We start from the raw sequence: 21,944 nt of genomic DNA on the forward strand, positions 1-21,944 counted from the left end.
GTTGCCCCCTCATAGGCACATTAGTCGGCCGCAGTGGCGGAGCACAAGAATGTTGTTGCTAAGGCTCTTTCTGGTGCTATTGCCGACCAAGGAGAGGACCCTCAACGAGCGCATCGAGCGCGACCGCATCCTCCGCGAACTGACCCCTGAGAAGGTCCAGGAGGAGTTGGACAAGATCAGCAGCCAGCGGAACGATATGCAGTTGAACGGCACGGGCATCGGCCTCGGTAGCTGGAGCCCCATGCCCACGTCGATCCTACAGTAAGGCAAATGCGGCCCTGCCGGTGTCCCTTAGGGGGTGCCGGCGGGGCCCTTCGCGCTAAGGCGAGACTAGCATTTCCAGAAACGGATGGGGTTCTGAACATGCTTGAGGCTGGGATTGGCGACGCGCTTGCCACGTTGCCCAGCGTACAAATCCCAAATCGCTCGCGGCGCTTCCTCGCCAACAAAGCCAATACGGTGGCTCTCCAGACCATCGGCATAGGGAATGTCGGGGAAGTTTTCTGGCGTGGCGTTCATCCACTGTGTCGGCTTGAAGGCTCCCACAACAACGCCGCGTACCACCGCAAGAACGTATTCAGCCCTCTCCACACGCTCCTTGGAGACGCGCCAGCAATAGCGCACCAGATTGTAGATGGCGCGGCGGTCATAACGGTCCTCCAGCTTATTGATGTTGATGAGCACAAGAGCGTGTTCGGGGTTCTCGGGAAACTCCGGAAGGCTGTACTTGTCGATCAATTCGACATGGTTCATCGGGCCTCGGGAACTGCTTGCATGCCCACCTTGCGTGTTCGTGAGGCCGGGATAGGCGTCGATCAGTGCCGCCTCAACCTCGAAGACCGAATCGTCCGGTATCTCATGCCGGTGAATGACATGGATGACCTCAAGCCCGGAGTTCTTGATCGCCCTGATGCGATCTAGCTTGGCGCCCATGTTCTGGTCAGCATCGTCCGCAACTTCCGGCAGGCCAGCGGCGTGATCGAACACTCGGTTGTTTTTGCCCTTCCCCACGTAGAATGTTTCACCATTGCGCGGGTCGATCAGTCGATAGACGTAGTTTCCGAGCTTCTGACAGACTTCTTCGGGGAAACGGTTGTGCAGCACGATTTGCGGCCTCCAGAGATAGCGATCTATCCTCTATGAGGCGAAACGCCGACAATCAATGTCAGGACCGCAGCGCGGCACGACCGAGTGAATGGCGGGAGTTGGTCTGAATGCTTGGTCCGAACTGGGCGGGGCCCAAGCAGCTTTGCGGACAAAGTACATGATCTTGTCGCCCTCAACGGCGCGAAAGGGGTACGCACTTGGGGTACGCAGCGGGGTACGCAATCAATTCAAGCAGGTACATAACCCACTGATTTCGCTGTGCTTTTTCCAAGAAAATGGATTTGGTGGAGCCAAGCGGGATCGAACCGCTGACCTCTTGCATGCCATGCAAGCGCTCTCCCAGCTGAGCTATGGCCCCATCCGGACAGGGGGCGAAACGCAGGCCCTGTCGAGTGTTTTGGGTTCGTCCGGGGCGCTGCCCGTCCGAAGCGAGGCGGAACCTATTGGATCATTCCGCGCGGCGCAAGTGCCTAAATGACACTTTTTTATCCCGCCGGAGGAAAACCCCTTCCGGCGGGAAAAGTTCAATCAGATCAACGGTCTTCGTCGTCGCCGACGTCAAAGCCGAGGCTGTCGTCCTCGTCTTCGTCCTCTTCGAGGAACACGTCGTCCTCGTCGTCGCCGAGCTCTTCGTCGACCTCGACATCTTCCACGTCATCAGGAACCTCGTCGCCACTCTCTTCGGCGTCGGCCTCTTCGAGGCTGACGATCTCGGGCGCTGCGGTATCCTCGACCTCGTCTTCTTCTTCGGTCTCGTCCTCGTCATCGATCTTGCGGGCCGTGGCGGGGCCGGCCTTGCCGGTGAGCTGCTCGAAGAAGGACCGCGGATAGCTCTTGCCGGTATAGGGCGAGACGATCGGGTCCATGTTGAGGTCGTAGAATTTCTTGCCGGTATCGGGATCGGTCCGCTTGGTACCGCGTTCGTTGGCCATCTCTCATGCCTTCTCGAAAAAGGAGAATATCGGGCGCCCTATGCCGCATGCGCCCATTTCGGTCAGTCCGGTTATGGGCAAAGCCGGGCCCTGTCAAACGCAAAATGCGGTGATGCGGCCCGGGGACGCCATTCCCGGACTTTCCCGGCCAATATGGCGCCGCCCCTTGCCCTGCCTGCCCGGCACCGCTATCGGCTTGAGACCCACCGGGACGAAAGGGACCGAGCCCATGATCATCGCCGTCGATGGACCCGCCGCATCGGGCAAGGGGACGCTGGCCGCCGGCCTGGCGCAGCATTATGGCCTGCCCCATCTCGACACCGGCCTGCTCTATCGCGCCGTGGGCCTGGCGGTGGCCGACGGGGTGGACACGCCCGGTTTCGAGGCCGCTGCCATCGCCGCGGCGCGGGCGCTCGATGCCGAACATCTCGAGGACCTTGCCAGCCTGACCTCGGCCGATACCGGCGTGCTGGCCTCCAAGGTCGCCGTCATTGCCGAGGTGCGCTCGGCCCTGTTCGACTTCCAGCGCAATTTTGCCACCCAGCCCGGCGGTGCGGTGCTGGACGGGCGCGACATCGGCACCAAGATCTGTCCCGATGCCGATGTGAAACTGTTCATCCAGGCCGACAGCAAGGCGCGCATGGAGCGCCGGGCGCGGCAATTGGAGGCGCGCGGTGTCGAGGTGGACCGCTATGCGCTCTTCCACCAGATCGAGGAACGCGACGCCCGCGACATGCTCAATCCCAATGGCGGCTTCTACCAGGCCGCCGATGCGCACTTGCTCGATACCACACAACTCGGTATAGAGGCCGCACTCCGCGCTGCCATCGCGATTGTCGACCGGACCATGGCGCTCAAGGCAGGGGGACAGACGTCCTCCTAATTTCCACCTTGGCACCCGTCCGCGTCATCAGTCACCCAGGCGCTGGCCCGGAACTTGAAATACCCAATCGTCCTGGCAGAGAACCGGTGCTCCGTGCGCCGGCTTCGGCATTTGCCGAAGCGGACCTGTGTTCGGCCAAGGATCAGCAAACCTCAACCACCGGTGCACCGGAGAAATGATTTGGCACAGCAGACTGTGACGAAAGACGATTTTGAATCGATGCTTCTCGACTCCTTTGTCGACAACGATGCCGCCGAAGGCACCGTCGTCAAGGGCAAGGTCGTGGCCATCGAAAAGGACCTGGCCATTGTTGACGTCGGTCTCAAGACCGAAGGCCGCGTCCCGCTCAAGGAATTCGGCCAGGCCGGCCGCGACGGCACCATCACCGTGGGTTCGGAAGTCGAGGTCTATGTCGACCGCGTCGAGAACGCCGCCGGCGAGGCCGTCCTCAGCCGCGAAAAGGCCCGCCGCGAAGAGAGCTGGGTCAAGCTCGAAGAGAAGTACAACGCCAATGAGCGCGTTGAAGGCACCATCTTCAACCAGGTCAAGGGTGGCTTCACCGTTGATCTCGAAGGCGCCGTGGCCTTCCTGCCGCGTTCGCAGGTCGACATCCGTCCGATCCGCGATATCGCCCCGCTCATGAATGTGCCGCAGCCCTTCCAGATCCTCAAGATGGACAAGCGTCGCGGCAATATCGTCGTCTCGCGCCGTGCCATTCTCGAAGAATCGCGCGCCGAACAGCGTTCGGAAATCGTCCAGCAGCTCGAAGAGGGCCAGGTGGTCGATGGCGTGGTCAAGAACATCACCGATTACGGTGCGTTCGTTGACTTGGGCGGTATCGACGGCCTCCTGCATGTCACCGACATTGCCTGGCGCCGCGTCAACCACCCGTCCGAAGTGCTCACCATCGGCGAGACCATCAAGGTCCAGATCGTGCGCATCAACCACGAGAGCCACCGCATCAGCCTGGGCATGAAGCAGCTCCAGGCCGATCCGTGGGAAGGCATCGAGGCCAAGTATCCGATCGGCGCCAAGTTCACCGGCCGCGTGACCAACATCACCGACTACGGTGCCTTCGTCGAGCTCGAGCCGGGCATCGAAGGCCTGATCCACGTCTCGGAAATGAGCTGGACCAAGAAGAACGTCCATCCGGGCAAGATCGTCTCGACCTCCCAGGAAGTCGACGTCGTCGTGCTCGAAGTCGATCCGGACAAGCGCCGCATCTCGCTGGGCCTCAAGCAGACCCTGCAGAACCCGTGGGAAGCCTTTGCCGAGAAGAACCCGGTCGGCTCCACCATCGAAGGCGAAGTCAAGAACAAGACCGAATTCGGCCTGTTCATTGGTCTCGAAGGCGATGTGGACGGCATGGTTCACCTCTCCGACCTCGATTGGCAGAAGTCGGGCGAAGTCGCTCTCGACGACTACAACCGTGGCGACATGGTCAAGGCCAAGGTTCTCGACGTCGATGTCGAGAAGGAACGTATCTCGCTCGGCATCAAGCAGCTCGCTGCCGATGACCTGGCCGATACCGGTTCCACCGATGGTTCGGGCCTGCGCAAGAACGCCGTGGTCACCACCGAAGTCGTTGAAGTCAACGATGGCGGTATCGAAGTGCGCATCGCCGACAGCGACGTGACCGCCTTCATCCGCCGCGCCGACCTCAGCCGCGACCGCAACGACCAGCGCCCCGAGCGCTTCGCCAAGGGCGACAAGGTCGATGCCCGCGTCACCCAGTACGACCGCAAGACCGGCCGCATCCAGCTCTCGATCAAGGCGCTCGAAATCGCCGAGGAACGTGAGGCCGTGGCCAATTTCGGTTCGTCGGACTCGGGCGCTTCGCTCGGCGACATCCTGGGCGCTGCCCTCAAGGGTCGCGACGAGAAGTAAGCGTCCCGCGCTTCTGGCAAATGTGCGACCCGCGCCAATTGGTGCGGGTCGTTTCGTGTGAAGAGGTTGGATGATGATCCAGTTCCGCGATGTCGCCTGGCGGGCCATGAGCGGTTATGATTTCGGCGCCGTGTTCGAGATCGCCAATCGCGTGCATCCGGGCTTCTTCGAGGCCGAGGCGGTGCTGGCCGAGAAGTTCGAACTCTACCGCAATGGCTGCTACCTGCTTGAAGTCTCGGAAAAGCCGGCCGGCTATGTGCTGAGCCACCCCTGGACACGGGGTAGCCTGCCCGCCCTCGATACGATGCTGGGCGCCATCCCGGCCGATGCCGATACCTATTATATTCACGACCTGGCGCTGCTGCCGCTGACCCGCGGGGTCGGCGCCGCCCGCCAGATCGTTGCGGCCCTCACCAAGCATGCCCTGGCCATGGGCTATCCCAGCATGAGCCTGGTGGCCGTCAACGGCTCGCTCGGCTTCTGGGAGAAGCACGGCTTTGCCGTCGAGGACCGGCCCGAGCTGGCCGGCAAGCTCGCCGCCTATGAGCAGGCCGCGCGCTATATGTTCAAGCCGCTGCGCTAGCGCCACGCATGGGGGCTTGTTGCCAACGCCCGGACATCGGGCTACCTCCTAGGCAAGAGTGGAGACCCGTCCGTGACCGACCCGACCCCGCATGAATATCTCGCCGCCGACCGCTATCGCCGGTCGCGCGGCCTCTGGCGCATCCTGGCCCTCGTGGCGGTCGTGATCGCCATCCTGGCGCTGCTGGGGCGGTTCGCCTGGCCCAACCCGGCCCAGGGCGAGCATGTCGCGCGGCTGATCATTTCCGGGACCATCACGACCGATCCGGGGCGCTCGAAGACCATCGATGCCCTGATCGAGGACGACGCGGTCAAGGCCGTCATCGTCGCCATCAACTCCCCCGGCGGCACCACGGCCGGGGGCGAGGAACTCTACGAGGACCTCAGGCGGCTCTCCGCCGCCAAGCCCGTGGTCTCCACCATCGACGAGCTGGGGGCCTCGGCTGCCTATATGACCGCCATAGCCACCGATCGCATCTTTGCCCGGCGCCTCTCGATCGTGGGATCGATCGGCGTGCTCTACCAGCATGTCAATGCCGGCAAGCTGCTCGACACGATCGGGGTCGATCTCGACAAGGTGGCCTCCGGCCCGCTCAAGGCCGAGCCGGATTATGACGAGCCGCTGACCGGCGCACCGCGCGCCTCGATCACCAAACTGGTGGAAGACAGCTTTGCCTGGTTCGTCGATATCGTGGCCGAGCGCCGTGGGCTGACGCGGCCCGAGACGCTGGCTTTGGCCGATGGCCGGATCATGACCGGCCGGATCGGCGTCGAAACCGGGCTGATCGATGCCATTGGCGGCGAATTCGAGGCCATGGCCTGGCTGGCCGCCGAACGGGATCTCGACCCCGACACGCCCATTGTCACCGCCTGGCCGGTCGAAACCAGCGAACTGGGCTGGATCGGCGACCTCCTGGGCAGCTCGATGCGGCGCGCCCTCGGGTTGCCGGCCGAAACTATTGTGATGCTTGACGGTTTGGTCTCGCTTTGGCAGGTTGCTGAGACCCCCTGACATGGGGACGAGGGGTGGACACCGGAGCCTTTGATGATCAAGTCTGAACTTGTCGAGAAGCTCGCCGCGGAGAACCCGCATCTGTTCCAGCGTGACATCGAAAATATCGTCAATGCGATCCTGGACGAGATCGGTGATGCCATGGCGCGCGGGGACCGCGTGGAACTGCGTGGTTTCGGGGCGTTTTCGGTAAAGAACCGGCCGGCTCGGGTCGGGCGCAATCCGCGCACCGGCGAGCAGGTTGACGTGGGGGAGAAATACGTTCCCCAGTTCAAGGCCGGCAAGGAAATCCGCGAGCGGCTCAACCGCTCCTAGAGCGCGCTGGCAGAACAAGGACCGGAGCTTCACAGGCTCCACGGAAAGCCCCTATGGTCAACAAGATAGTCGGCTGGCTGGTTCTGGTGCCATTGTGCGCATTGCTGATCGTGTTTGCGCTGGCCAATCGCCAGCTCGTCAGCGTCAATATCAATCCCTTCATCGCGCCGCTCGACAGCGACATTGCGGGCTATGGCATTCCGCTCTTCGTGGTGCTCTATGTGGTCCTGCTGATCGGCGTGCTGCTGGGCGGCATCGCCAGCTGGTTCGCACAAGGGCCGCACCGCCGCCGCGAACGGCACTGGCGGCGCGAAGCCCAGCAGCTGAGCCAGGAGCTCGAAACCCTGCGCCGCCGCAATGGCCAGGGCGGCACGGCGCCGCTCGGTGAAGTCGATGATCTGCTCGAACTGCGATGACGGACGGCGCAGTGCGGCTCTCCCGTTTTATCCCGTTCCGCTGAGCCCCTGAGGACTATGGCCGATCCATTGATCGTCAAAATCTGCGGCATCAAGACCCAAGACATGCTCGACGTGGCCATTGCAGCCGGCGCCGACATGGTGGGTTTCATGCATTTTCCGCGCTCGCCCCGCCACGTCTCCATCGATGAGCTGGGCGGCCTGATCTCGGCGGCGCGCGGCCGGATCGAAAGCTGCGTGGTGCTGGTCAATCCCGACAATTCCAGCGTCGCCGAAGTGGCGGCCCTCGGGCCCGACTGGATCCAGCTCCATGGCCCGGAATCCCTGCACCGCGTGGAAGCCATCCGCGCCGAAGCCGGTGTCGAAATCGTCAAGGCCCTGCCCATCGGCTCGGCCGACGATGTGGCCCAGGTGGCCGGTTTCGCCGAGATCGCCGACCGCATCCTGCTCGATGCCAAGCCGCCCAAGGGTGCCGACCGGCCGGGGGGGCTGGGCGAAAGCTTTGACTGGGGCCTGCTCGAAGCCCTTGACCCATCCATCCCCTTCATGCTTTCCGGGGGCCTGACGCCGGACAATGTGGCCGACGCCATTGCCCGGGTGAAGCCTTTCGGGGTGGATGTCTCCTCGGGCGTGGAACGCGCGCCGGGCGTCAAGGATAAAAAGCTGATCGAGGCGTTCATCCGCAACGCCCGGGCGGCCGTATAGAAGCAGCAAGCCGGGTTGCCCTCGGCGACGCCGAGAGGACCCAAATGGACCGCACCAATTCCCTGCGCAACGGCCCGGACGAGCATGGGCGGTTCGGCATTTATGGCGGGCGCTTCGTCGCCGAAACGCTGATGCCGCTCATCCTGGACCTGGAAAAGGAATATCGCGCCGCCAAGGCCGATCCGGCCTATGCGGCCGAGCTCCAGGACCTGGCGGTGCACTATACCGGCCGCCCCAGCCCGCTCTATTTTGCCGAGCGCCTGACCCAGCACCTCGGCGGCGCCAAGGTGTGGCTCAAGCGCGAAGAGCTCAACCACACCGGCAGCCACAAGATCAACAATTGCCTGGGGCAGATCCTGCTGGCCAAGCGCATGGGCAAGACAAGGGTGATCGCCGAGACCGGCGCGGGCCAGCATGGCGTCGCCACGGCCACGGTCTGCGCCAAGTTCGACCTGCCCTGCACCATCTTCATGGGCGCCACCGACGTCGAGCGGCAGATGCCCAATGTTTTGCGCATGAAGATGCTGGGCGCCGAAGTGCGGCCGGTCACCGCCGGTGCCGGCACGCTCAAGGACGCCATGAACGAGGCGCTGCGCGACTGGGTCACCAATGTGGATTCGACCTATTACCTGATCGGCACCGCCGCCGGCCCGCATCCCTATCCGGAGATGGTGCGCGACTTCCAGTCGGTCATCGGCACCGAGCTTAAGGCGCAGTTCAAGGAGGCCGAGGGCAAGCTTCCCGAGGCGGTGGTCGCCTGCGTGGGCGGTGGCTCCAATGCCATCGGCACCTTCCATGCCTTCCTCGATGATCCCGATGTGGCCCTCTATGGCGCCGAGGCCGGTGGCCATGGCATCGAAGTCGAAAACGGCCACGCCGCCTCCATGACCGGCGGTCGCCCCGGCGTGCTGCATGGCAACCGCACCTATCTGCTGCAGGACAGCGATGGGCAGATCCTCGAAGGTCACTCCATCTCGGCCGGTCTCGACTATCCCGGTGTCGGCCCCGAACATGCCTTCCTGCATGACAGCAAGCGCGTCACCTATGCGCCGATCACCGACTCCGAGGCGCTGGAGGCCTTCCAGCTGCTGACCCGGCTCGAAGGCATCATTCCCGCGCTGGAATCGGCCCATGGCCTGGCCCAGCTGATGAAGGTCGCGCCCAGCATGGGCAAGGACCAGTCCATCGTGCTGTGCCTTTCCGGCCGCGGCGACAAGGACGTGGAAAGCGTCGGTAAATATCTGGGGCTGCTGAAATAATGACGACCCGTATCGACACGCGCTTTGCCCAGTGCAAGGCCGAGAACCGCCCCGCCCTGGTCACCTATGTCATGGGCGGCGACCCGGACCTGGCCACCAGTCAGGCGATCCTGAATGCCCTGCCCCAGGCCGGGGCCGACGTGATCGAACTGGGTCTGCCCTTTTCAGACCCCATGGCCGATGGCGTCGTCATCCAGATGGCAGGGCAGCGGGCGCTCAAAGCCGGCCAGACCCTGCTCGGCGTGCTCGGCATGGTCGAGGAATTCCGCCGCAAGGACGAGACCACCCCGATCGTCATGATGGGCTATTACAACCCCATCTATTCCTTTGGCGTCGAGCGCTTCATCGCGGCGGCCAAGGAAGCGGGCGTCGATGGCCTGATCATCGTCGACCTGCCGGCCGAGGAAGATGACGAACTCTGCGTCCCTGCGCTCAAGGCCGGGCTCAATTTCATCCGCCTGACCACCCCCACCACCGACGACAAGCGCCTGCCGGTGGTGCTCGAGAACACTTCGGGCTTTGTCTATTACGTCTCCATGACCGGCATTACCGGGGCGGCGATCAAGTCGCGCGCCGCCGTGGGCGAGGCGGTGCAGCGCATCAAGAGCCATACCGACCTGCCGGTCGCGGTGGGCTTCGGCATCAAGACCGCCGAGGACGCCGCCGAAATCGGCAAGCATTCGGACGGTGTCGTCGTCGGCACGGTGCTGGTCGATGCGGTGGCCAGATCGCTGGACGATGGCAAGGCCACCGACCGGACGGTTGCGGCCGTGCGCGACCTCGTGGCCGATCTGGCTGCCGGGGTCAGGCGGGCTAAGGGTTAACGCTGTCCACAGGCTCTCCGCCCCGCACTTTGCGGCCCGTCGCCGGGCCTGATAAGATTTGCCACAATTGACGACTACGTGATCCTGACTGGATCACCGCGAAAGGCCGCGCCATGAACTGGATCGACAATTTCGTCCGCCCCAAAATCCGTTCCTTCCTCTCCAACAAGCGGGAGACGCCGGAGAATTTGTGGGTCAAGGACCCGGAATCGGGCGAGATGGTGTTTTACCGCGATCTCGAGGCCAATCAGTGGGTGGTGCCCAATTCGGGCTATCACATGAAGATCAAGCCCGCCGACCGGCTGGCGACTTTCCTCGACGAGGGCAAGTATGACCTGGTGCCGGTGCCCGCCGTGCCGGTCGATCCGCTGAAATTCCGCGACCAGAAGCGCTATACCGACCGCCTGCGCGAAAGCCGCGCCAAGACCGGCTATGACGACAGCGTCATCGTGGCCACCGGCAAGCTCTATGAGCGTCCCGTTACAATCGCCATCCAGGACTTCGATTTCATGGGCGGCTCGCTGGGCATGGCGGCCGGGCAGGGGATCATCACCGGGCTGGAAACCGCGGCCCGGCTCAAGACCCCCTTCGTGCTCTTCGTCTCCTCGGGCGGCGCCCGTATGCAGGAAGGCGTTTTGAGCCTGATGCAGATGCCGCGCACCACCGTGGCAGTGCTGCGGCTGCGCGAAGCGGGCCTGCCCTTCTTCGTGGTGCTGACCAATCCCACCACCGGCGGCGTTACCGCCTCCTACGCCATGATCGGCGACGTGCATCTGGCCGAGCCAGGAGCCCTGATCGGCTTTGCCGGCCAGCGCGTCATCGAGCAGACCATCCGCGAAAAGCTGCCCAAGGGCTTCCAGCGCTCCGAATATCTCTATAGCCACGGCATGGTCGACATGGTGGTGCACCGCCACAATCTGCGCTCGACCATCGGTTCGCTCGCGGCCATCCTGACCAATGCGCCGCCCAATGAGGCCATCACCGCCTTCAGCCCCAAGGCCATCACCGCGCAAACCAGCATGCGGGACGCGGCCGTGGCGGCCGAGGGCGATGACGATATCGATCCACCCGCCGCGGCTGCCCACGCCGAATAGGCCGGCACCACAACGCTTGCGGGCTGGACAGGTCCGGCCCGCAACTGTTCTATCCGGGGCATGCAAGAGACTGCCCGATTCCCCGATGTGATGTTGCTGGCGGCCGGCCTCGGCACACGGCTGCGGCCGGTGACCGAGACCCTGCCCAAGCCGCTGGTGCCGGTGGCCGGCGTGCCGCTGATCGAGCGCATCATGGCCAATGCCCGGGCCGAGGGCGCGACGCGCTTCGTCGCCAATGCCCATTACCGCGCTGACCAATTGCTGGCCCATTTCGGCGGGCTCCTCAAGGTCAACCGCGAGGCCGAGCTGCTCGGCACCGGCGGCGGAGTGAAGGCGGCGCTGCCCATGCTGCATTCCGACCCGTTCTTCGTGATGAACACCGACGCCTTCTGGCCCGCGGGCAGCGACGCGCCGCTCCAGCGCATGCAGGCGCGCCATGCCGAAACCGACGATATCGTGCTGCTCTGCGTACAGCCGCATCGCGCCTCCGGCTTCGGCCGCAGCCATGATTTCTGCCTCGATCCCATGGGCCGCATCACCCTCGATTACGGCGCACCGGTAATCTATGCCGGGGTGGCGCTGATGGGGCGGAGCCTGTTCGACGAGACCCCGGACGGCGCCTTCTCCCTCAACCGCCTGTTCGAGGCGGCGCTGGAGCGCGAGAGCCTGAAGGGCGTGGTGCTCGACGCGCCCTGGTTCCATGTCGGCGACCCCGAGGCCCTCGCCGCAGCCGAGCGGGCCCTGGGCGCATGAGCCTTTATTCCATCGCCCCGCATACGCCCTTCCTGCCGTGCCTCGTCGAGGCGGTGATGGATGGACGCCTGCTGGGGGGCTGGGACCGGAGCGGGCCATTCTGGCTGAGCGACGTCACCATCATCCTGCCCACCCGCCGCGCCCGCGAGGCGCTGGCCGACGCCTTTGCCGCCCATCCCCAATTCAGCGGCCTCCTGCCCGACATGCGCACCTTTGGCGGCGAAGTGGAGGACGAAGAGCCCTTCCTGCCCCCCTTCGAGGCCCCGGCCCTGCCGGCCTCGGCCAGCCGGTTGCAGCGGCGGCTGAAATTGTCCGCCCTGGTGGCGGGCTGGGCCAGCACGGTCGAGGGGCGCGCGGCCTTTTCGACCCCGCCGACGGCCGCGGAAATCTTCTCCATGGCCGATTCGCTGGGCACGCTGATCGACGACCTGATCATCGAGGAGCGCAGCCCGGCCGATATCCGCGCCCTGGGCGGCGAGATGGCGCAGGAACTGGGCAATTACTGGCAACAGACGCTGCAATTCCTCGATATCGCGCTGAATGCCTGGCCGGCCTGGCTCAGGGACCAGGAGCTGGCGGACGCCGCGTCCCTGCGGGGCCTGAGGCTCGAGCGGCAGGCCAATGCGCTCCGCTTCCTCTTCGGCGACCGGCCCGTCATTGCGGCCGGCTCGACCGGTTCGATTCCCGCCACGGCCCGGCTGCTCAAGGCGATTGCCGAGCTGCCCCGGGGCGCCGTGGTGCTGCCCGGGCTCGACATGGCCATGAGCCCGGACATGCACGAGGCGCTGCTCGACCCCGCCACCAACCCCCATGGCCACCCGCAATATGGCCTGGCGCAGCTCTTGCGCCGCTTCGGGGCCGGCGTGGGGCAGGTCACCGAACTCTGCCGCTCCAGCCACCCACGCACCGCGCTGGTCAACCTGGCGCTCGCGCCCACCGCCCGCACCGCGCTGTGGTCCGAACAGCGCCTGCCCGATGCAATGGTCGCCGAGGCGCTGGCGGGCGTCGCCACCATCCAGGCCCGCAATGAGGACGAGGAGGCGCGTGCCATTGCCCTGGCCGGTCGCGATGCGCTGGAGCGGGAACTGACCGTGGGCATCGTTACGCCGGACCGCAATCTGGCCCGCCGCATCGCCGCCGAACTGAGACGCTTCGACATCGTGGTCGACGACGCCGCCGGCACGCCCCTGTTCCACGCGTCGGCCGGGCGCCTGGCCCGGCAGATCCTCAACCTCGCCAGTGGCAATTGCGCGCCGGTGGACCTCCTGGCGCTTCTGCGCAATCGGGCCACCACGCTCGACGGTGAGCGCGGCGCCCTGGTGGCCCTCGCCGACGACATCGATCTGGGGCTGTTGCGCGGCCAGCGGCCGGCCCCGGGCATGGCCGGCCTTCGCGCCATGCTGGCAGCCCATCTCGCCGGAAAACTGAAATATCCGGCCCGCAAGCTGACGCCGGCCCGTGGCGCCGAAATCGCCGCGCTGTTCGACCGCCTGGAAGCCGCGATCGCGCCGCTCCTCGTCCTCCTGCAGGCGCCGCTCCTGGCCGCGTCCGAGCTGGCCGAGGCGCTGGGCCAGAGCCTTGTTGCCCTCAGCCCGGAGGCGCCGCTGCCGGGCCGGGAGGCGTTCCAGGCCTGGGTCGAGGACATGCGGACGCTCGCAGGACAGGGACACCGATTTGCCCCCCGCGGCCTCGAAGACGTGCTGGCAGCATTGATGACCGGCGCCGAAGTGCGCCACCGCGTGCCGGAGGACCGACGCAGCGACATCGCTATCTGGGGCCAGCTCGAAGCCCGGCTGATGAGCCCGGACCTGCTGGTGCTGGCGTCGCTCAACGAGGACAAATGGCCAGGCGCGGCCGATCCCGGCCCCTGGCTCAGCCGCGGCATGCGGCTCGGCGCCGGTCTCGAACCGCCGGAGCGCATGCAGGGACTGGCCGCGCACGACTTTGCGCAAGGGCTGGGCAATCACCAGGTGATCCTGGCCTATGCCGAGCGGGTGGGTGCCAGTCCGTCCCTGCCCTCGCGCCTGGTGCAGCGGCTCGATGCCTTTGTGGGTGAGGGGGCCGCCCAGGCGCTGCGCGCGCGGGGGCGCGTCTGGATCGACCAGGCCCGCCAGCTCGACGCCGTGGCGACGGTTCGGCCCGCCGCACGGCCCGCACCCAATCCGCCCGTCCATGCGCGTCCGCGCAAACTCTCGGTGACCGAGATCGAGACGCTGATGCGCTCGCCCTATGACCTCTATGCCAAGCACGTCCTCAAGTTGAAGCCACTCGATGCGCTGGGCGAGGACCCCGATGCGCGCGAACGCGGCACCATCATCCACGCCATTTTCGCCCGCTTCGTCGACGACAATATCGACCCGGCCGCGCCCGACGCCTTTAACCGGCTGATGGCGATTGCCGCCGAGGAATTTGCCGGGCTCGAAGCCATTGGCGAGCGCCGCGACATCTGGCTGAGGCGCTTCGCCACCGCGGCCACGCAATTCCTGGAGTTCGAGCAGGGCCGGGCGCATCTGGTGGCTGCTCGCCATGCCGAAGTCTCCGGCCGCTGGGACCTGCGGCTCGTCGAGCCCTTCACCATCACCGGCCAGGCCGACCGGGTCGACCGGCTCGCCAATGGGACGCTTGAAATCCTCGATTTCAAGACCGGCTCGCCGCCCAGCCCGGGCGCCATGAAGGCCTTCGAGGCGCCGCAATTGCCGGTCGAAGCGCTGATGGCTGTCCATGGCGGGTTCAAGGACATCGCCCCCGCCGATACCAGTGCGCTCACCTATATCAAGATCGGGCTGGGGCCCGACGCCTTCCGCTCCAGCAGCTTTGCCCTGCCCGAGGGCATGAGCGTGATGGAGGTGGCCGATGCCGTGTTCGCGCGCATGCAGGCCCAGATCGACTATTTCCTGATGCACGAAACCCCGCTGCCGTCGCGGCTGCTGCCGGTCAAGGCCCAGCGCTTTGCCGGCGCCTATGACCATCTGGCCCGGGTCGCCGAATGGACGGCGGTGGACGGGGAGGACGAGCCATGAGCGATCGCGGCGACCTCGATATCCCCTTCGACACCCGGGCGAGCCAGGCCCTGGCGAGCGACCCCGGATATTCCATCTGGGTGGAGGCCAATGCCGGGTCGGGCAAGACCTTCGTGCTGACCAATCGGGTGCTGCGCCTGCTGCTCTCCGGGGTGAAGCCGCAATCCATCCTCTGCCTCACCTATACCAAGGCGGCCGCCGCCGAGATGCGCAAGCGCGTTGGCGACCGGCTGGCGCAATGGGCGGTGATGGACGCTGGGGACTTGCGCGGGACGATCCGCGAACTGGTCGGGCACGAGCCGGCACCGCGCCTGCTCGAAGAGGCGCGAACCCTCTTTGCCCGGGCGCTGGAAACGCCGGGGGGCCTGCGCATCCTCACCATCCACGCCTTTTGCGAAGCGGTGCTGCACCGTTTCCCCATCGAGGCCGGCGTGCCCTTCGACTTTGCCGTCATCGAGGACGACCGACAGGCCAGCATGCTGCTCAATGCGCGCGAAAGCGTGCTCGCGGAAGGCCTCCGGGGCGGCGCCCATGCCGAGGCGGTGGAGACGCTCTTCGCGCTCCTGAGCGATGATTCCATCACCAAGGCCATCGGCGCGGCGCTCGGCGAGGGCGCCCGCCTGAAGCCGGTCCTGGCCGATCCCGCCGGCGCCAAGGCGCGCCTGCGCGCGCAAGTCGGCGTGATCGGCAGTGCAACCGAGATAGCGGCGCGGATCGTGTCCGAGACCGCGCTGACCCCCGCGCTCTGGCGGGACATCATGGACAGCTTCGATGCCGACCCCAAGGCCAGGCGGTTCATCGATCTGGTCGCCCGGCTCGATCCGGAGCGGCTGAGCGCGAACCAGATCTGCGACCTCTTCCTCACCGAAAAGGACGGCGAGAAGCGCCCCCGCGCCAATCTGCTCAATGCCGAGCAGCGCAAGCACAAGCCCCTTTTCCAGCCGCTGCTCGAAGATGAGCGCGATCGCGTCTTTGCGCTGGAGGCCCAGCTGGCCGGTGCCCTCCTGGTCGAACGCAGCGAGGCCGTGCTCGACGTGGTGGCAGCCATCGCCGCCCGCTACGAGGCCGAAAAGCGCCGTCATGCGCTGCTCGATTTCGACGATCTCATCGACAGGCTCGGCGATCTCCTGGCCGACCAGGCGCTGGGTCCCTGGGTGCAGTACAAGCTCGATGCCGGCATCGATCATGTCCTGGTCGACGAAAGCCAGGACACCAATGAGCAGCAATGGCGGGTGGTCAAAGCCCTGGCCGAGGAGTTCTTCGCCGGGGCCGGCGCCGTGGCCCGGCCACGCTCTATTTTCGCGGTGGGCGACCAGAAACAGTCCATCTATTCCTTCCAGGGCGCGCAGCCGGCCCTGTTCGGTGAGACCGGGCTGGATATGGCACGGCGCGCCGCGGGCGCGGACAAGCCCTTCGAGAGCGTCAGGCTGCACACCAGTTTCCGTACCCTGGGGAGCATTCTCGAGGCCGTCGACCTGGTCTGCGACCGCCAGGATATCCAGCAGGCCCTGCTCGCCGACCACAAGATCATCCACCAGCCGGCCCGCGCCCAGGCGGGCGGCAGCGTCACCCTGTGGCCGCCGGTGCAGGATGACAAACCGTCGCGCGACACCAGCCAATGGCCGGTGGAAGTGGTCGAGGCCGAGCAAAGCGCCAATCGCCGGATCGCCCAGCGCATCGCCCGGGAAATCCGCGACTGGATCGACAAGGGCCGCATCCTGGGCGAGCGCAACCGGCCGGTGGTGGCCGACGACGTGCTCATTCTGGTGCAGAAACGCGCCGCCCTGTTCCAGGAAATCATCCGCGCCTTGCGCAGCGAGGGTCTGCCCACGCCCGGCGCCGACCGGCTGGCGGTGACCGGCCATATCGCCGTGCTCGACCTTCTGGCGCTGATCGACGTGCTGCTCAATCCGGCCGACGACCTGCAGCTGGCCGCCCTGCTGCGCTCGCCGCTGTTCGATCTGGGCGAGAGCGAGCTGTTTGCCCTGGCCCAGCCGCGGGCCCCGGGGCAAACGCTGTGGTCGGCGCTGTTTGCGACGACGGATATTGCTGCGCAGGCGGCGGCCGAACGGCTGGGACGCTGGCGCGCCGCGCTCGACATGGAACGGCCCTTCGAATTCCTGGCCGGCGTGCTCTATGCCGAGGGCGGATTGCAGCGCTTCCATGCCCGGCTGGGTGGCGAGGTGGACGATGTGCTTTCCGAACTGCTCGACCTGGCCCTGGCCCATGAGCAGGGCACCCAGCCCTCGCTTCAGGGCTTTGCCGCCGACATGCGCCGCCGCGCCGTGACCATCAAGCGCGAACTGGCCGAAAGCGGTGGCGGCGTAAGGGTGATGACCGTGCATGGCGCCAAGGGGCTGGAAGCACCCATCGTCATTCTCGCCGACGCCACCGGCAAGCCCAGCGCCCAGCAGACCGGCAAGCCGGTCTATGTGCTCGACAAGGCGCCGGGGCCGCTTCTGCTGCACGCGGCCTCCAGGGGCCAGCACGTGCCGGCCACCGCGGCCCTGCGCGACCGGATCGACGCGACCCTGGCCGAGGAATATTGGCGCCGGCTCTATGTGGCGATGACCCGGGCCGAGGACGAACTCTATGTCACCGGCCCGCTGCGGGCCGGATCGACCGCCGAAACCCAGCTGTCGGGCAGCTGGTATGACGCCATAGAAACCGGATTGGGGGCGCGCGCCGGCGCGGTGGTCGATGCGGCGGGGGAGGTCGTCGCAAAAGTCTTTCCAGCCCCCATGCAGGCCCATTTCCGTCCCGCCCCGCCGCCCGCCACGACAGCGCCAGAGCGGGTGCAGCCGCGTCCGGTGCCGCCACCCGGCGGGACCGCGGTGATACAGCCTTCCTATGCCGCCAAATTATCGGGGCGCCGCGACGGACTGGACACCAGGGCCGAGGCGGTCCGCGATGCCGAGGCGGCGCGGCGCGAGGGGCTGGCGCTGCACGCGCTGCTGCAGCACCTGACCCGGCTTGCCCCGGCGGACTGGCCGAGGGTCGCGCCCCGCGCGCTCGAGGCGCTGCTGCCGGGCCAGGAGCCGGATCATGAACGGGTTGTGAGCAAGGCGGTCTCGATCCTCTCACGGGCCGAACTCGCCCACCTCTTCGGTCCCGCCAGCCGGGCCGAGCTGCCCTTCCGGGTCCGGGCGATTCAGCGGGGGAAACATGTATGGTTGCGCGGCCGCATGGACCGCGTGGTGGTTGACGACTCGGGTGTGCTGGTGGTGGACTATAAATCCGACGCGCTGGTGCCCGATGGGGCCGCCGACGTGCCGGGGAACTATCTCACCCAGCTAGGATTGTATGCGTTGGTTGCAGGTCAGCTTTTCCCCGGACGGCCCGTGCGTGCGGCAATCCTGTGGACAGAGTTGGAATCGTTGATGAATTTGCCGGACGGGCTGATGGAACAGGCCCGCGCGGACTTCACCCTGCGGTGATCTGACTTGCCCAAAGGCTGGACTCTCACCAGCTTTGGGAGCAAACAGACCGCCGCTTCCGGACAGGGCATCTATTGCAGCTGTCCGGACCAGACATACTCAAGCGCGCCGCCTCGCCCCGGCCCCAGCCTCCCGCAGTCGGCGCGACAGTACAAAAAGGCATGAAAACCATGACCAAAGCCGTTTCCGAAGCCAATTTCGGCCAGGAAGTCCTGAGCTCCAATGAACCCGTCCTGGTCGATTTCTGGGCCGAGTGGTGCGGGCCCTGCCGGGCCATTGCCCCGGTTCTGGATGAGCTCTCCTCCGAGCTGGAGGGCAAGGTGAAGATCGTCAAGCTCAATGTCGACGAGAACCCCGGCATTGCCGCCCAATATGGCGTTCGCTCGATTCCCACCATGATCCTGTTCAAGGGTGGCGAGGCGGCCGACATGAAGATTGGCGCCGGCACCCCCAAGGCGGGCCTGACCAAATGGCTCGAAGGCCACGCGGCCTGAGCCAGGCCTGACCACAGGTTTTTGAAAGACACCGCTGGAGCGATCCAGCGGTGTTTTTGTCTCGACGGCCCCGCTGGGGGCGGGGCAAACCGAACTCCGCCATCGTGGTGACACGCAAAACCATCCCTTCCCCCGTGCGACGACTCGGCCTAGCGTCATCGGCCGTTGCCGATGGAGGAAACTGATGGCGCTCAACGTGACCGATGCCAATTTTGCCCAGGAAGTGCTGGGCTCGGACAAGCCCGTGCTGGTGGATTTCTGGGCCGAATGGTGCCCGCCCTGCAAGGCCATGGAGCCGACCATCGAGGCCCTCTCCGAGGAGCTGGCGGCCAGCGTCAAGATCGTCAAGCTCGACGTCGATTCCAATCCCGGCATCACCGTGCAGTACAACGTGCGTTCCATGCCCACGCTGATCATCTTCAAGGACGGCCAGCCGGTGGATCTGAAGGTCGGCGCCGGCCAGAGCCGGGTGCAGCTGATCAAGTGGCTGGAGCAGCACGCCGCCTGAACTCGGGCACGGCGCGCCCGGCCGCCGCTATTGCCGGCCGAGAAAGGCCAGGACGACCGGCGCCAGGACCGCGGGATCATAGCCGTGGTCCTGCCCGGCCAGCGTGCGACGCTGCGCTCCGGGCAGGCCGCCGGCGACCCAATCGGCGCCGGCCTTCATGAAATCGAAGCTCTGATCGCCATCCACCACGAGGGCCGGCGCGGTGATGGCGGACCAGCGTGCGGGCGGCGTATCGCGCTCCCGCGCCTCGGCCAGCACGCGATAATCGTGCTCGATGGTCAGGCCGACCGCCGCAAAGGCGGGCCAAGCCGGCGACTGCCGGAACCCCTCCAACGCCTCTGCCGGCATCACATCTTCAAGAAACCGGATCATCATGTCCTCGGACTGGCCGTCCCGGGCCAGTTCGGCCATGGCCGCGTGATCGTCTCGGTAGTCCTCGGCGCTTCGGGTCGGGTCCACCGGCGGCTCGTAGAGCACGAGGCCCTCGATCATCCCGCCGAGCGCAGCCGCGGCCTCGACCGCCAGTACTGCCCCCGACGACATGCCGAAAAGGCTGGCGCGCCCCCCATGCGCGTCGATCAGCGCCGCAATGTCCTCCACTTCGCGGGCGACTGCATAGGGCATGGTGTCCGTGGACTCGCCGCGTCCACGCCGGTCGTAGATCAGTATGGTGAAATGCGGCGCCAGCAGCCGGGCGAGACCGGGCGTCCCGTCCTGGTCGATCGCCCGGTATTGCGTCGCGCCGGCAATGCAGACCAGGAGCGGTCCTTCCCCGAACATGTCGTAGCCGATCCGCGTACCGTCCTTCGATATGACACTGGCCATGAGCTGTCTCCCTTGTGGCAATACCGACACGACGAACCAAATGCGCCGCTTTCGACGCGGCGGTCCCGCACCCGCCTTGTTCCTGTCCCTTTGCTGCTGATAAGCATTGGACAACAATAACCATAACAAGACGAGGAGCAGCGCCCTTGGCCGCCATCGATCTGACCGCCGCCCCTTTCAATCTCGATGACGAGGCGGTGGCCTGGGTGCACGAAACCCGCGACCGCCTGAGCCCGCGCGACAAGCTGGCCCAGCTCTTCGTGCTGCTCTCGCGGGAGGCGCCCGACGAGGCCCTGCAGGCGATCCGCGCCTTCAAGCCTGGCGGCATTACCCGCATCTTCTCGCCCGACCTGGCCGAGGAAATCGGCCTCATGCGCCAGATCGATAGCGCGGGCCCGGTGCCCATGACGGTCAGCGCCGATCTCGAAGGCAGCCGCATGAGCCTGCCCTTCGGGACCGAAGTGCCCAATCCGCTGGGCCTGGCCGCCGTGGACGATGTCGAGGCCACCACGGCCATTTCCACGCTGATGGCCGAGGAGGCCCGGGCGGTGGGCCTCAACTGGAGCTTTACTCCAGTCGTGGACATCAACAAGGCCTTCCAGAGTGCCATTGTCGGCACCCGCTCCTATGGCGATGACGTGGACCGGATCGAGCGCCATGCGCTGGCCCAGATCAAAGCGTTTCAGGCCAAGGGCGTCGCCGCGACCGTCAAGCACTGGCCGGGCGAAGGCTATGACGACCGCGACCAGCACCTGGTGACCACGGTCAATCCGCTGTCCCTCGCCGAATGGGAAAAGACCTTTGGCCGCCTCTATCGCGCCGCCATCAATGCGGGCGTGATGAGCGTCATGTCCGCCCATATCGCCTTCCCGGGCTTTGTGCGTGAACTCGACCCCGATGCTGGCGCCGACGCCTATCGCCCGGCGACGCAAAGCGCCGTGCTCAACCAGACGCTGCTGCGCGAGCGGCTGGGCTTTAACGGCCTCATCGTCTCCGACGCCACGCCCATGGCCGGTTTCGGCGATTGGGGCCCGCGTTCCGAGACCATCCCGCAATGCGTGATATCGGGCTGCGACGTCATCCTGTTTTCCGACGACCCCAATGCGGACCTGATGTATCTGGTCAAGGCCGTGGCCGATGGCCGGCTGAGCCAGGAGCGGGTGGACGAGGCGGTGACCCGCGTATTGGCCCTGAAGGCGGCCCTGGGCCTTCACAAGGCGGACCGCCCCGAACCGGCTCTCACCAATGCCGAGGTCATCATGGCGCGCGCCGACAGCAAGGCGACTGCTGCCGCTGTCACGGCGCGCGTCCCCACCCTGGTCAAGGACGTGGCAAACCTCCTGCCGCTCTCGCCCACTCGCCACAAGCGCGTGCTGATCTTTTCGACCGGGGCCGTGCAGCCTTTCGCGCCGGTGCCGCTGCCGCTCTCCCTGCCCGACCTGTTGCGGCAGGAGGGGTTCGAGATCACCGAGTTCACGCCCGACATGCAGGTCAACGCCAAGGATTTTGACCTGGTGCTCTACCTTCTGGCCGAGGAGACGCTGCTGACGCGGCAGCGCATCTTCCTCAACTGGAAGGGTCTTACGGGCAATGTCTTTGGTGCCATGAAGCGCTATTGGCACGACGTTCCGACGCTCATGGTGTCGCTGGGCTTCCCCTATTACCTCCACGACGCGCCGCGCGTGCCCACCTATGTCAACGCCTATGGCTCCAACGAGGACATGCAGGCCGCCGTGGTCGAATGCCTGATGGGCCGCAAGCCGTTTGAGGGCAAGAGCCCGGTGGATGCATTCTGCGGGAGTGAGCAGGGGAAGTATTGACCCCCTCATCCGCCCTTCGGGCACCTTCTCCCACAAGGGGAGAAGGGGACTCGGAGTTGACGCAACCACCG

20 protein-coding genes and 1 tRNA gene are annotated in these 21,944 nt (G+C 65.9%); 17 read left to right on the top strand and 4 right to left on the bottom strand.

The genetic code is table 11. From position 1 onward, the window contains the following. The first annotated feature begins 49 nt into the window (after window positions 1–49). Entirely contained in the window at window positions 50–265 is a 216-nt protein-coding gene (locus K1X15_RS20610) for a hypothetical protein (RefSeq protein ID WP_220305395.1), read from the top strand. Window positions 266–330: 65 nt separating this feature from the next. Here the strand turns inward: K1X15_RS20610 and K1X15_RS20615 are convergent, their stop codons facing one another. The 3 genes from K1X15_RS20615 to K1X15_RS20625 all read right to left on the bottom strand — a co-directional run bounded on the left by K1X15_RS20615 (window position 331) and on the right by K1X15_RS20625 (window position 2,039). Continuing rightward, on the bottom strand, window positions 331–1,104 hold the full coding sequence (locus tag K1X15_RS20615) for an LEM-3-like GIY-YIG domain-containing protein (protein WP_240549591.1): 774 nt from the start codon (window positions 1,102–1,104) through the stop codon (window positions 331–333). 285 nt (window positions 1,105–1,389) lie between these two features. Further along, window positions 1,390–1,465, bottom strand: a tRNA-Ala gene (locus tag K1X15_RS20620). A gap of 175 nt (window positions 1,466–1,640) precedes the next feature. Beyond that, window positions 1,641–2,039, bottom strand: a complete 399-nt coding sequence (locus K1X15_RS20625) for a TIGR02300 family protein (RefSeq protein ID WP_220305396.1) — start codon at window positions 2,037–2,039, stop codon at window positions 1,641–1,643. A 229-nt stretch (window positions 2,040–2,268) separates the two neighbouring features. Between K1X15_RS20625 and K1X15_RS20630 the strand changes: the two genes are divergently transcribed. The 15 genes from K1X15_RS20630 (at window position 2,269) to trxA (K1X15_RS20700) (ending at window position 19,228) form a co-directional block, all read left to right on the top strand. Beyond that, window positions 2,269–2,922, top strand: coding sequence for a (d)CMP kinase (locus K1X15_RS20630; RefSeq protein ID WP_220305397.1), 654 nt, complete (start codon window positions 2,269–2,271; stop codon window positions 2,920–2,922). Between the two features lie 180 nt (window positions 2,923–3,102). Then, on the top strand, window positions 3,103–4,809 hold the full coding sequence (gene rpsA, locus K1X15_RS20635) for a 30S ribosomal protein S1 (protein ID WP_220305398.1): 1,707 nt from the start codon (window positions 3,103–3,105) through the stop codon (window positions 4,807–4,809). 70 nt (window positions 4,810–4,879) lie between these two features. After that, window positions 4,880–5,392 carry a GNAT family N-acetyltransferase gene (locus tag K1X15_RS20640; protein WP_220305399.1) on the top strand — a complete coding sequence of 171 codons (513 nt, stop codon included), beginning with the start codon at window positions 4,880–4,882 and terminating at the stop codon, window positions 5,390–5,392. Between the two features lie 72 nt (window positions 5,393–5,464). Next, window positions 5,465–6,403 carry a signal peptide peptidase SppA gene (sppA, locus tag K1X15_RS20645; protein ID WP_220305400.1) on the top strand — a complete coding sequence of 313 codons (939 nt, stop codon included), beginning with the start codon at window positions 5,465–5,467 and terminating at the stop codon, window positions 6,401–6,403. 33 nt (window positions 6,404–6,436) lie between these two features. Then, on the top strand, window positions 6,437–6,718 hold the full coding sequence (locus K1X15_RS20650) for an integration host factor subunit beta (protein ID WP_035099264.1): 282 nt from the start codon (window positions 6,437–6,439) through the stop codon (window positions 6,716–6,718). Between the two features lie 53 nt (window positions 6,719–6,771). Next, window positions 6,772–7,134: a lipopolysaccharide assembly protein LapA domain-containing protein gene (locus K1X15_RS20655; RefSeq protein WP_220305401.1), complete on the top strand. Its 363-nt coding sequence runs from the start codon at window positions 6,772–6,774 to the stop codon at window positions 7,132–7,134. A 57-nt stretch (window positions 7,135–7,191) separates the two neighbouring features. Next, window positions 7,192–7,839 (top strand): phosphoribosylanthranilate isomerase, encoded by a 648-nt coding sequence (locus K1X15_RS20660; RefSeq protein WP_220305402.1) that lies wholly within the window; start codon window positions 7,192–7,194, stop codon window positions 7,837–7,839. Window positions 7,840–7,883: 44 nt separating this feature from the next. Next, complete coding sequence (gene trpB, locus K1X15_RS20665) at window positions 7,884–9,098, top strand: tryptophan synthase subunit beta (protein ID WP_220305403.1); 1,215 nt, start codon at window positions 7,884–7,886, stop codon at window positions 9,096–9,098. Continuing rightward, a complete protein-coding gene (trpA, locus tag K1X15_RS20670) occupies window positions 9,098–9,922 on the top strand; it encodes a tryptophan synthase subunit alpha (protein WP_220305404.1) in 825 nt (274 codons plus the stop codon). The genes trpB and trpA overlap by 1 nt, the downstream gene beginning before the upstream one ends. 113 nt (window positions 9,923–10,035) lie before the next feature. After that, a complete protein-coding gene (gene accD, locus K1X15_RS20675; protein ID WP_220305405.1) occupies window positions 10,036–11,016 on the top strand; it encodes an acetyl-CoA carboxylase, carboxyltransferase subunit beta in 981 nt (326 codons plus the stop codon). Between the two features lie 60 nt (window positions 11,017–11,076). After that, complete coding sequence (locus tag K1X15_RS20680; protein ID WP_220305406.1) at window positions 11,077–11,769, top strand: nucleotidyltransferase family protein; 693 nt, start codon at window positions 11,077–11,079, stop codon at window positions 11,767–11,769. Next, on the top strand, window positions 11,766–14,789 hold the full coding sequence (addB, locus tag K1X15_RS20685; protein ID WP_220305407.1) for a double-strand break repair protein AddB: 3,024 nt from the start codon (window positions 11,766–11,768) through the stop codon (window positions 14,787–14,789). The genes K1X15_RS20680 and addB overlap by 4 nt, the downstream gene beginning before the upstream one ends. Next, window positions 14,786–18,226: a double-strand break repair helicase AddA gene (gene addA / locus K1X15_RS20690; protein WP_220305408.1), complete on the top strand. Its 3,441-nt coding sequence runs from the start codon at window positions 14,786–14,788 to the stop codon at window positions 18,224–18,226. Before addB ends, addA begins: the two co-directional genes overlap by 4 nt. A gap of 170 nt (window positions 18,227–18,396) precedes the next feature. Beyond that, window positions 18,397–18,720: a thioredoxin gene (gene trxA / locus K1X15_RS20695; RefSeq protein ID WP_220305409.1), complete on the top strand. Its 324-nt coding sequence runs from the start codon at window positions 18,397–18,399 to the stop codon at window positions 18,718–18,720. 181 nt (window positions 18,721–18,901) lie between these two features. Beyond that, window positions 18,902–19,228, top strand: a complete 327-nt coding sequence (gene trxA / locus K1X15_RS20700; RefSeq protein ID WP_420828383.1) for a thioredoxin — start codon at window positions 18,902–18,904, stop codon at window positions 19,226–19,228. Between the two features lie 27 nt (window positions 19,229–19,255). Here trxA (K1X15_RS20700) and K1X15_RS20705 read toward each other — a convergent pair whose 3' ends face one another. Further along, a complete protein-coding gene (locus K1X15_RS20705; RefSeq protein WP_220305411.1) occupies window positions 19,256–20,053 on the bottom strand; it encodes an alpha/beta fold hydrolase in 798 nt (265 codons plus the stop codon). A gap of 146 nt (window positions 20,054–20,199) precedes the next feature. On the opposite strand from K1X15_RS20705, the gene K1X15_RS20710 reads away from it, so the two are divergent. Beyond that, entirely contained in the window at window positions 20,200–21,873 is a 1,674-nt protein-coding gene (locus tag K1X15_RS20710) for a glycoside hydrolase family 3 protein (RefSeq protein ID WP_220305412.1), read from the top strand. Window positions 21,874–21,944: the final 71 nt, after the last annotated feature.

The organism is Devosia salina (genome assembly GCF_019504385.1).
GTDB lineage: Bacteria > Pseudomonadota > Alphaproteobacteria > Rhizobiales > Devosiaceae > Devosia > Devosia salina.

Excerpts from the sequence above, each read along its gene's own strand:
- addB (WP_220305407.1), top strand. The coding sequence starts at position 11,766 with ATGAGCCTTTATTCCATCGCCCCGCATACGCCCTTCCTGCCGTGCCTC.
- addA (WP_220305408.1), top strand. The coding sequence starts at position 14,786 with ATGAGCGATCGCGGCGACCTCGATATCCCCTTCGACACCCGGGCGAGC.
- K1X15_RS20625 (WP_220305396.1), bottom strand. The coding sequence starts at position 2,039 with ATGGCCAACGAACGCGGTACCAAGCGGACCGATCCCGATACCGGCAAG.
- K1X15_RS20640 (WP_220305399.1), top strand. The coding sequence starts at position 4,880 with ATGATGATCCAGTTCCGCGATGTCGCCTGGCGGGCCATGAGCGGTTAT.
- trxA (WP_220305409.1), top strand. The coding sequence starts at position 18,397 with ATGACCAAAGCCGTTTCCGAAGCCAATTTCGGCCAGGAAGTCCTGAGC.
- K1X15_RS20680 (WP_220305406.1), top strand. The coding sequence starts at position 11,077 with ATGCAAGAGACTGCCCGATTCCCCGATGTGATGTTGCTGGCGGCCGGC.
- K1X15_RS20660 (WP_220305402.1), top strand. The coding sequence starts at position 7,192 with ATGGCCGATCCATTGATCGTCAAAATCTGCGGCATCAAGACCCAAGAC.
- K1X15_RS20650 (WP_035099264.1), top strand. The coding sequence starts at position 6,437 with ATGATCAAGTCTGAACTTGTCGAGAAGCTCGCCGCGGAGAACCCGCAT.
- K1X15_RS20630 (WP_220305397.1), top strand. The coding sequence starts at position 2,269 with ATGATCATCGCCGTCGATGGACCCGCCGCATCGGGCAAGGGGACGCTG.
- trpA (WP_220305404.1), top strand. The coding sequence starts at position 9,098 with ATGACGACCCGTATCGACACGCGCTTTGCCCAGTGCAAGGCCGAGAAC.
- K1X15_RS20610 (WP_220305395.1), top strand. The coding sequence starts at position 50 with ATGTTGTTGCTAAGGCTCTTTCTGGTGCTATTGCCGACCAAGGAGAGG.
- trpB (WP_220305403.1), top strand. The coding sequence starts at position 7,884 with ATGGACCGCACCAATTCCCTGCGCAACGGCCCGGACGAGCATGGGCGG.
- accD (WP_220305405.1), top strand. The coding sequence starts at position 10,036 with ATGAACTGGATCGACAATTTCGTCCGCCCCAAAATCCGTTCCTTCCTC.
- K1X15_RS20655 (WP_220305401.1), top strand. The coding sequence starts at position 6,772 with ATGGTCAACAAGATAGTCGGCTGGCTGGTTCTGGTGCCATTGTGCGCA.
- K1X15_RS20705 (WP_220305411.1), bottom strand. The coding sequence starts at position 20,053 with ATGGCCAGTGTCATATCGAAGGACGGTACGCGGATCGGCTACGACATG.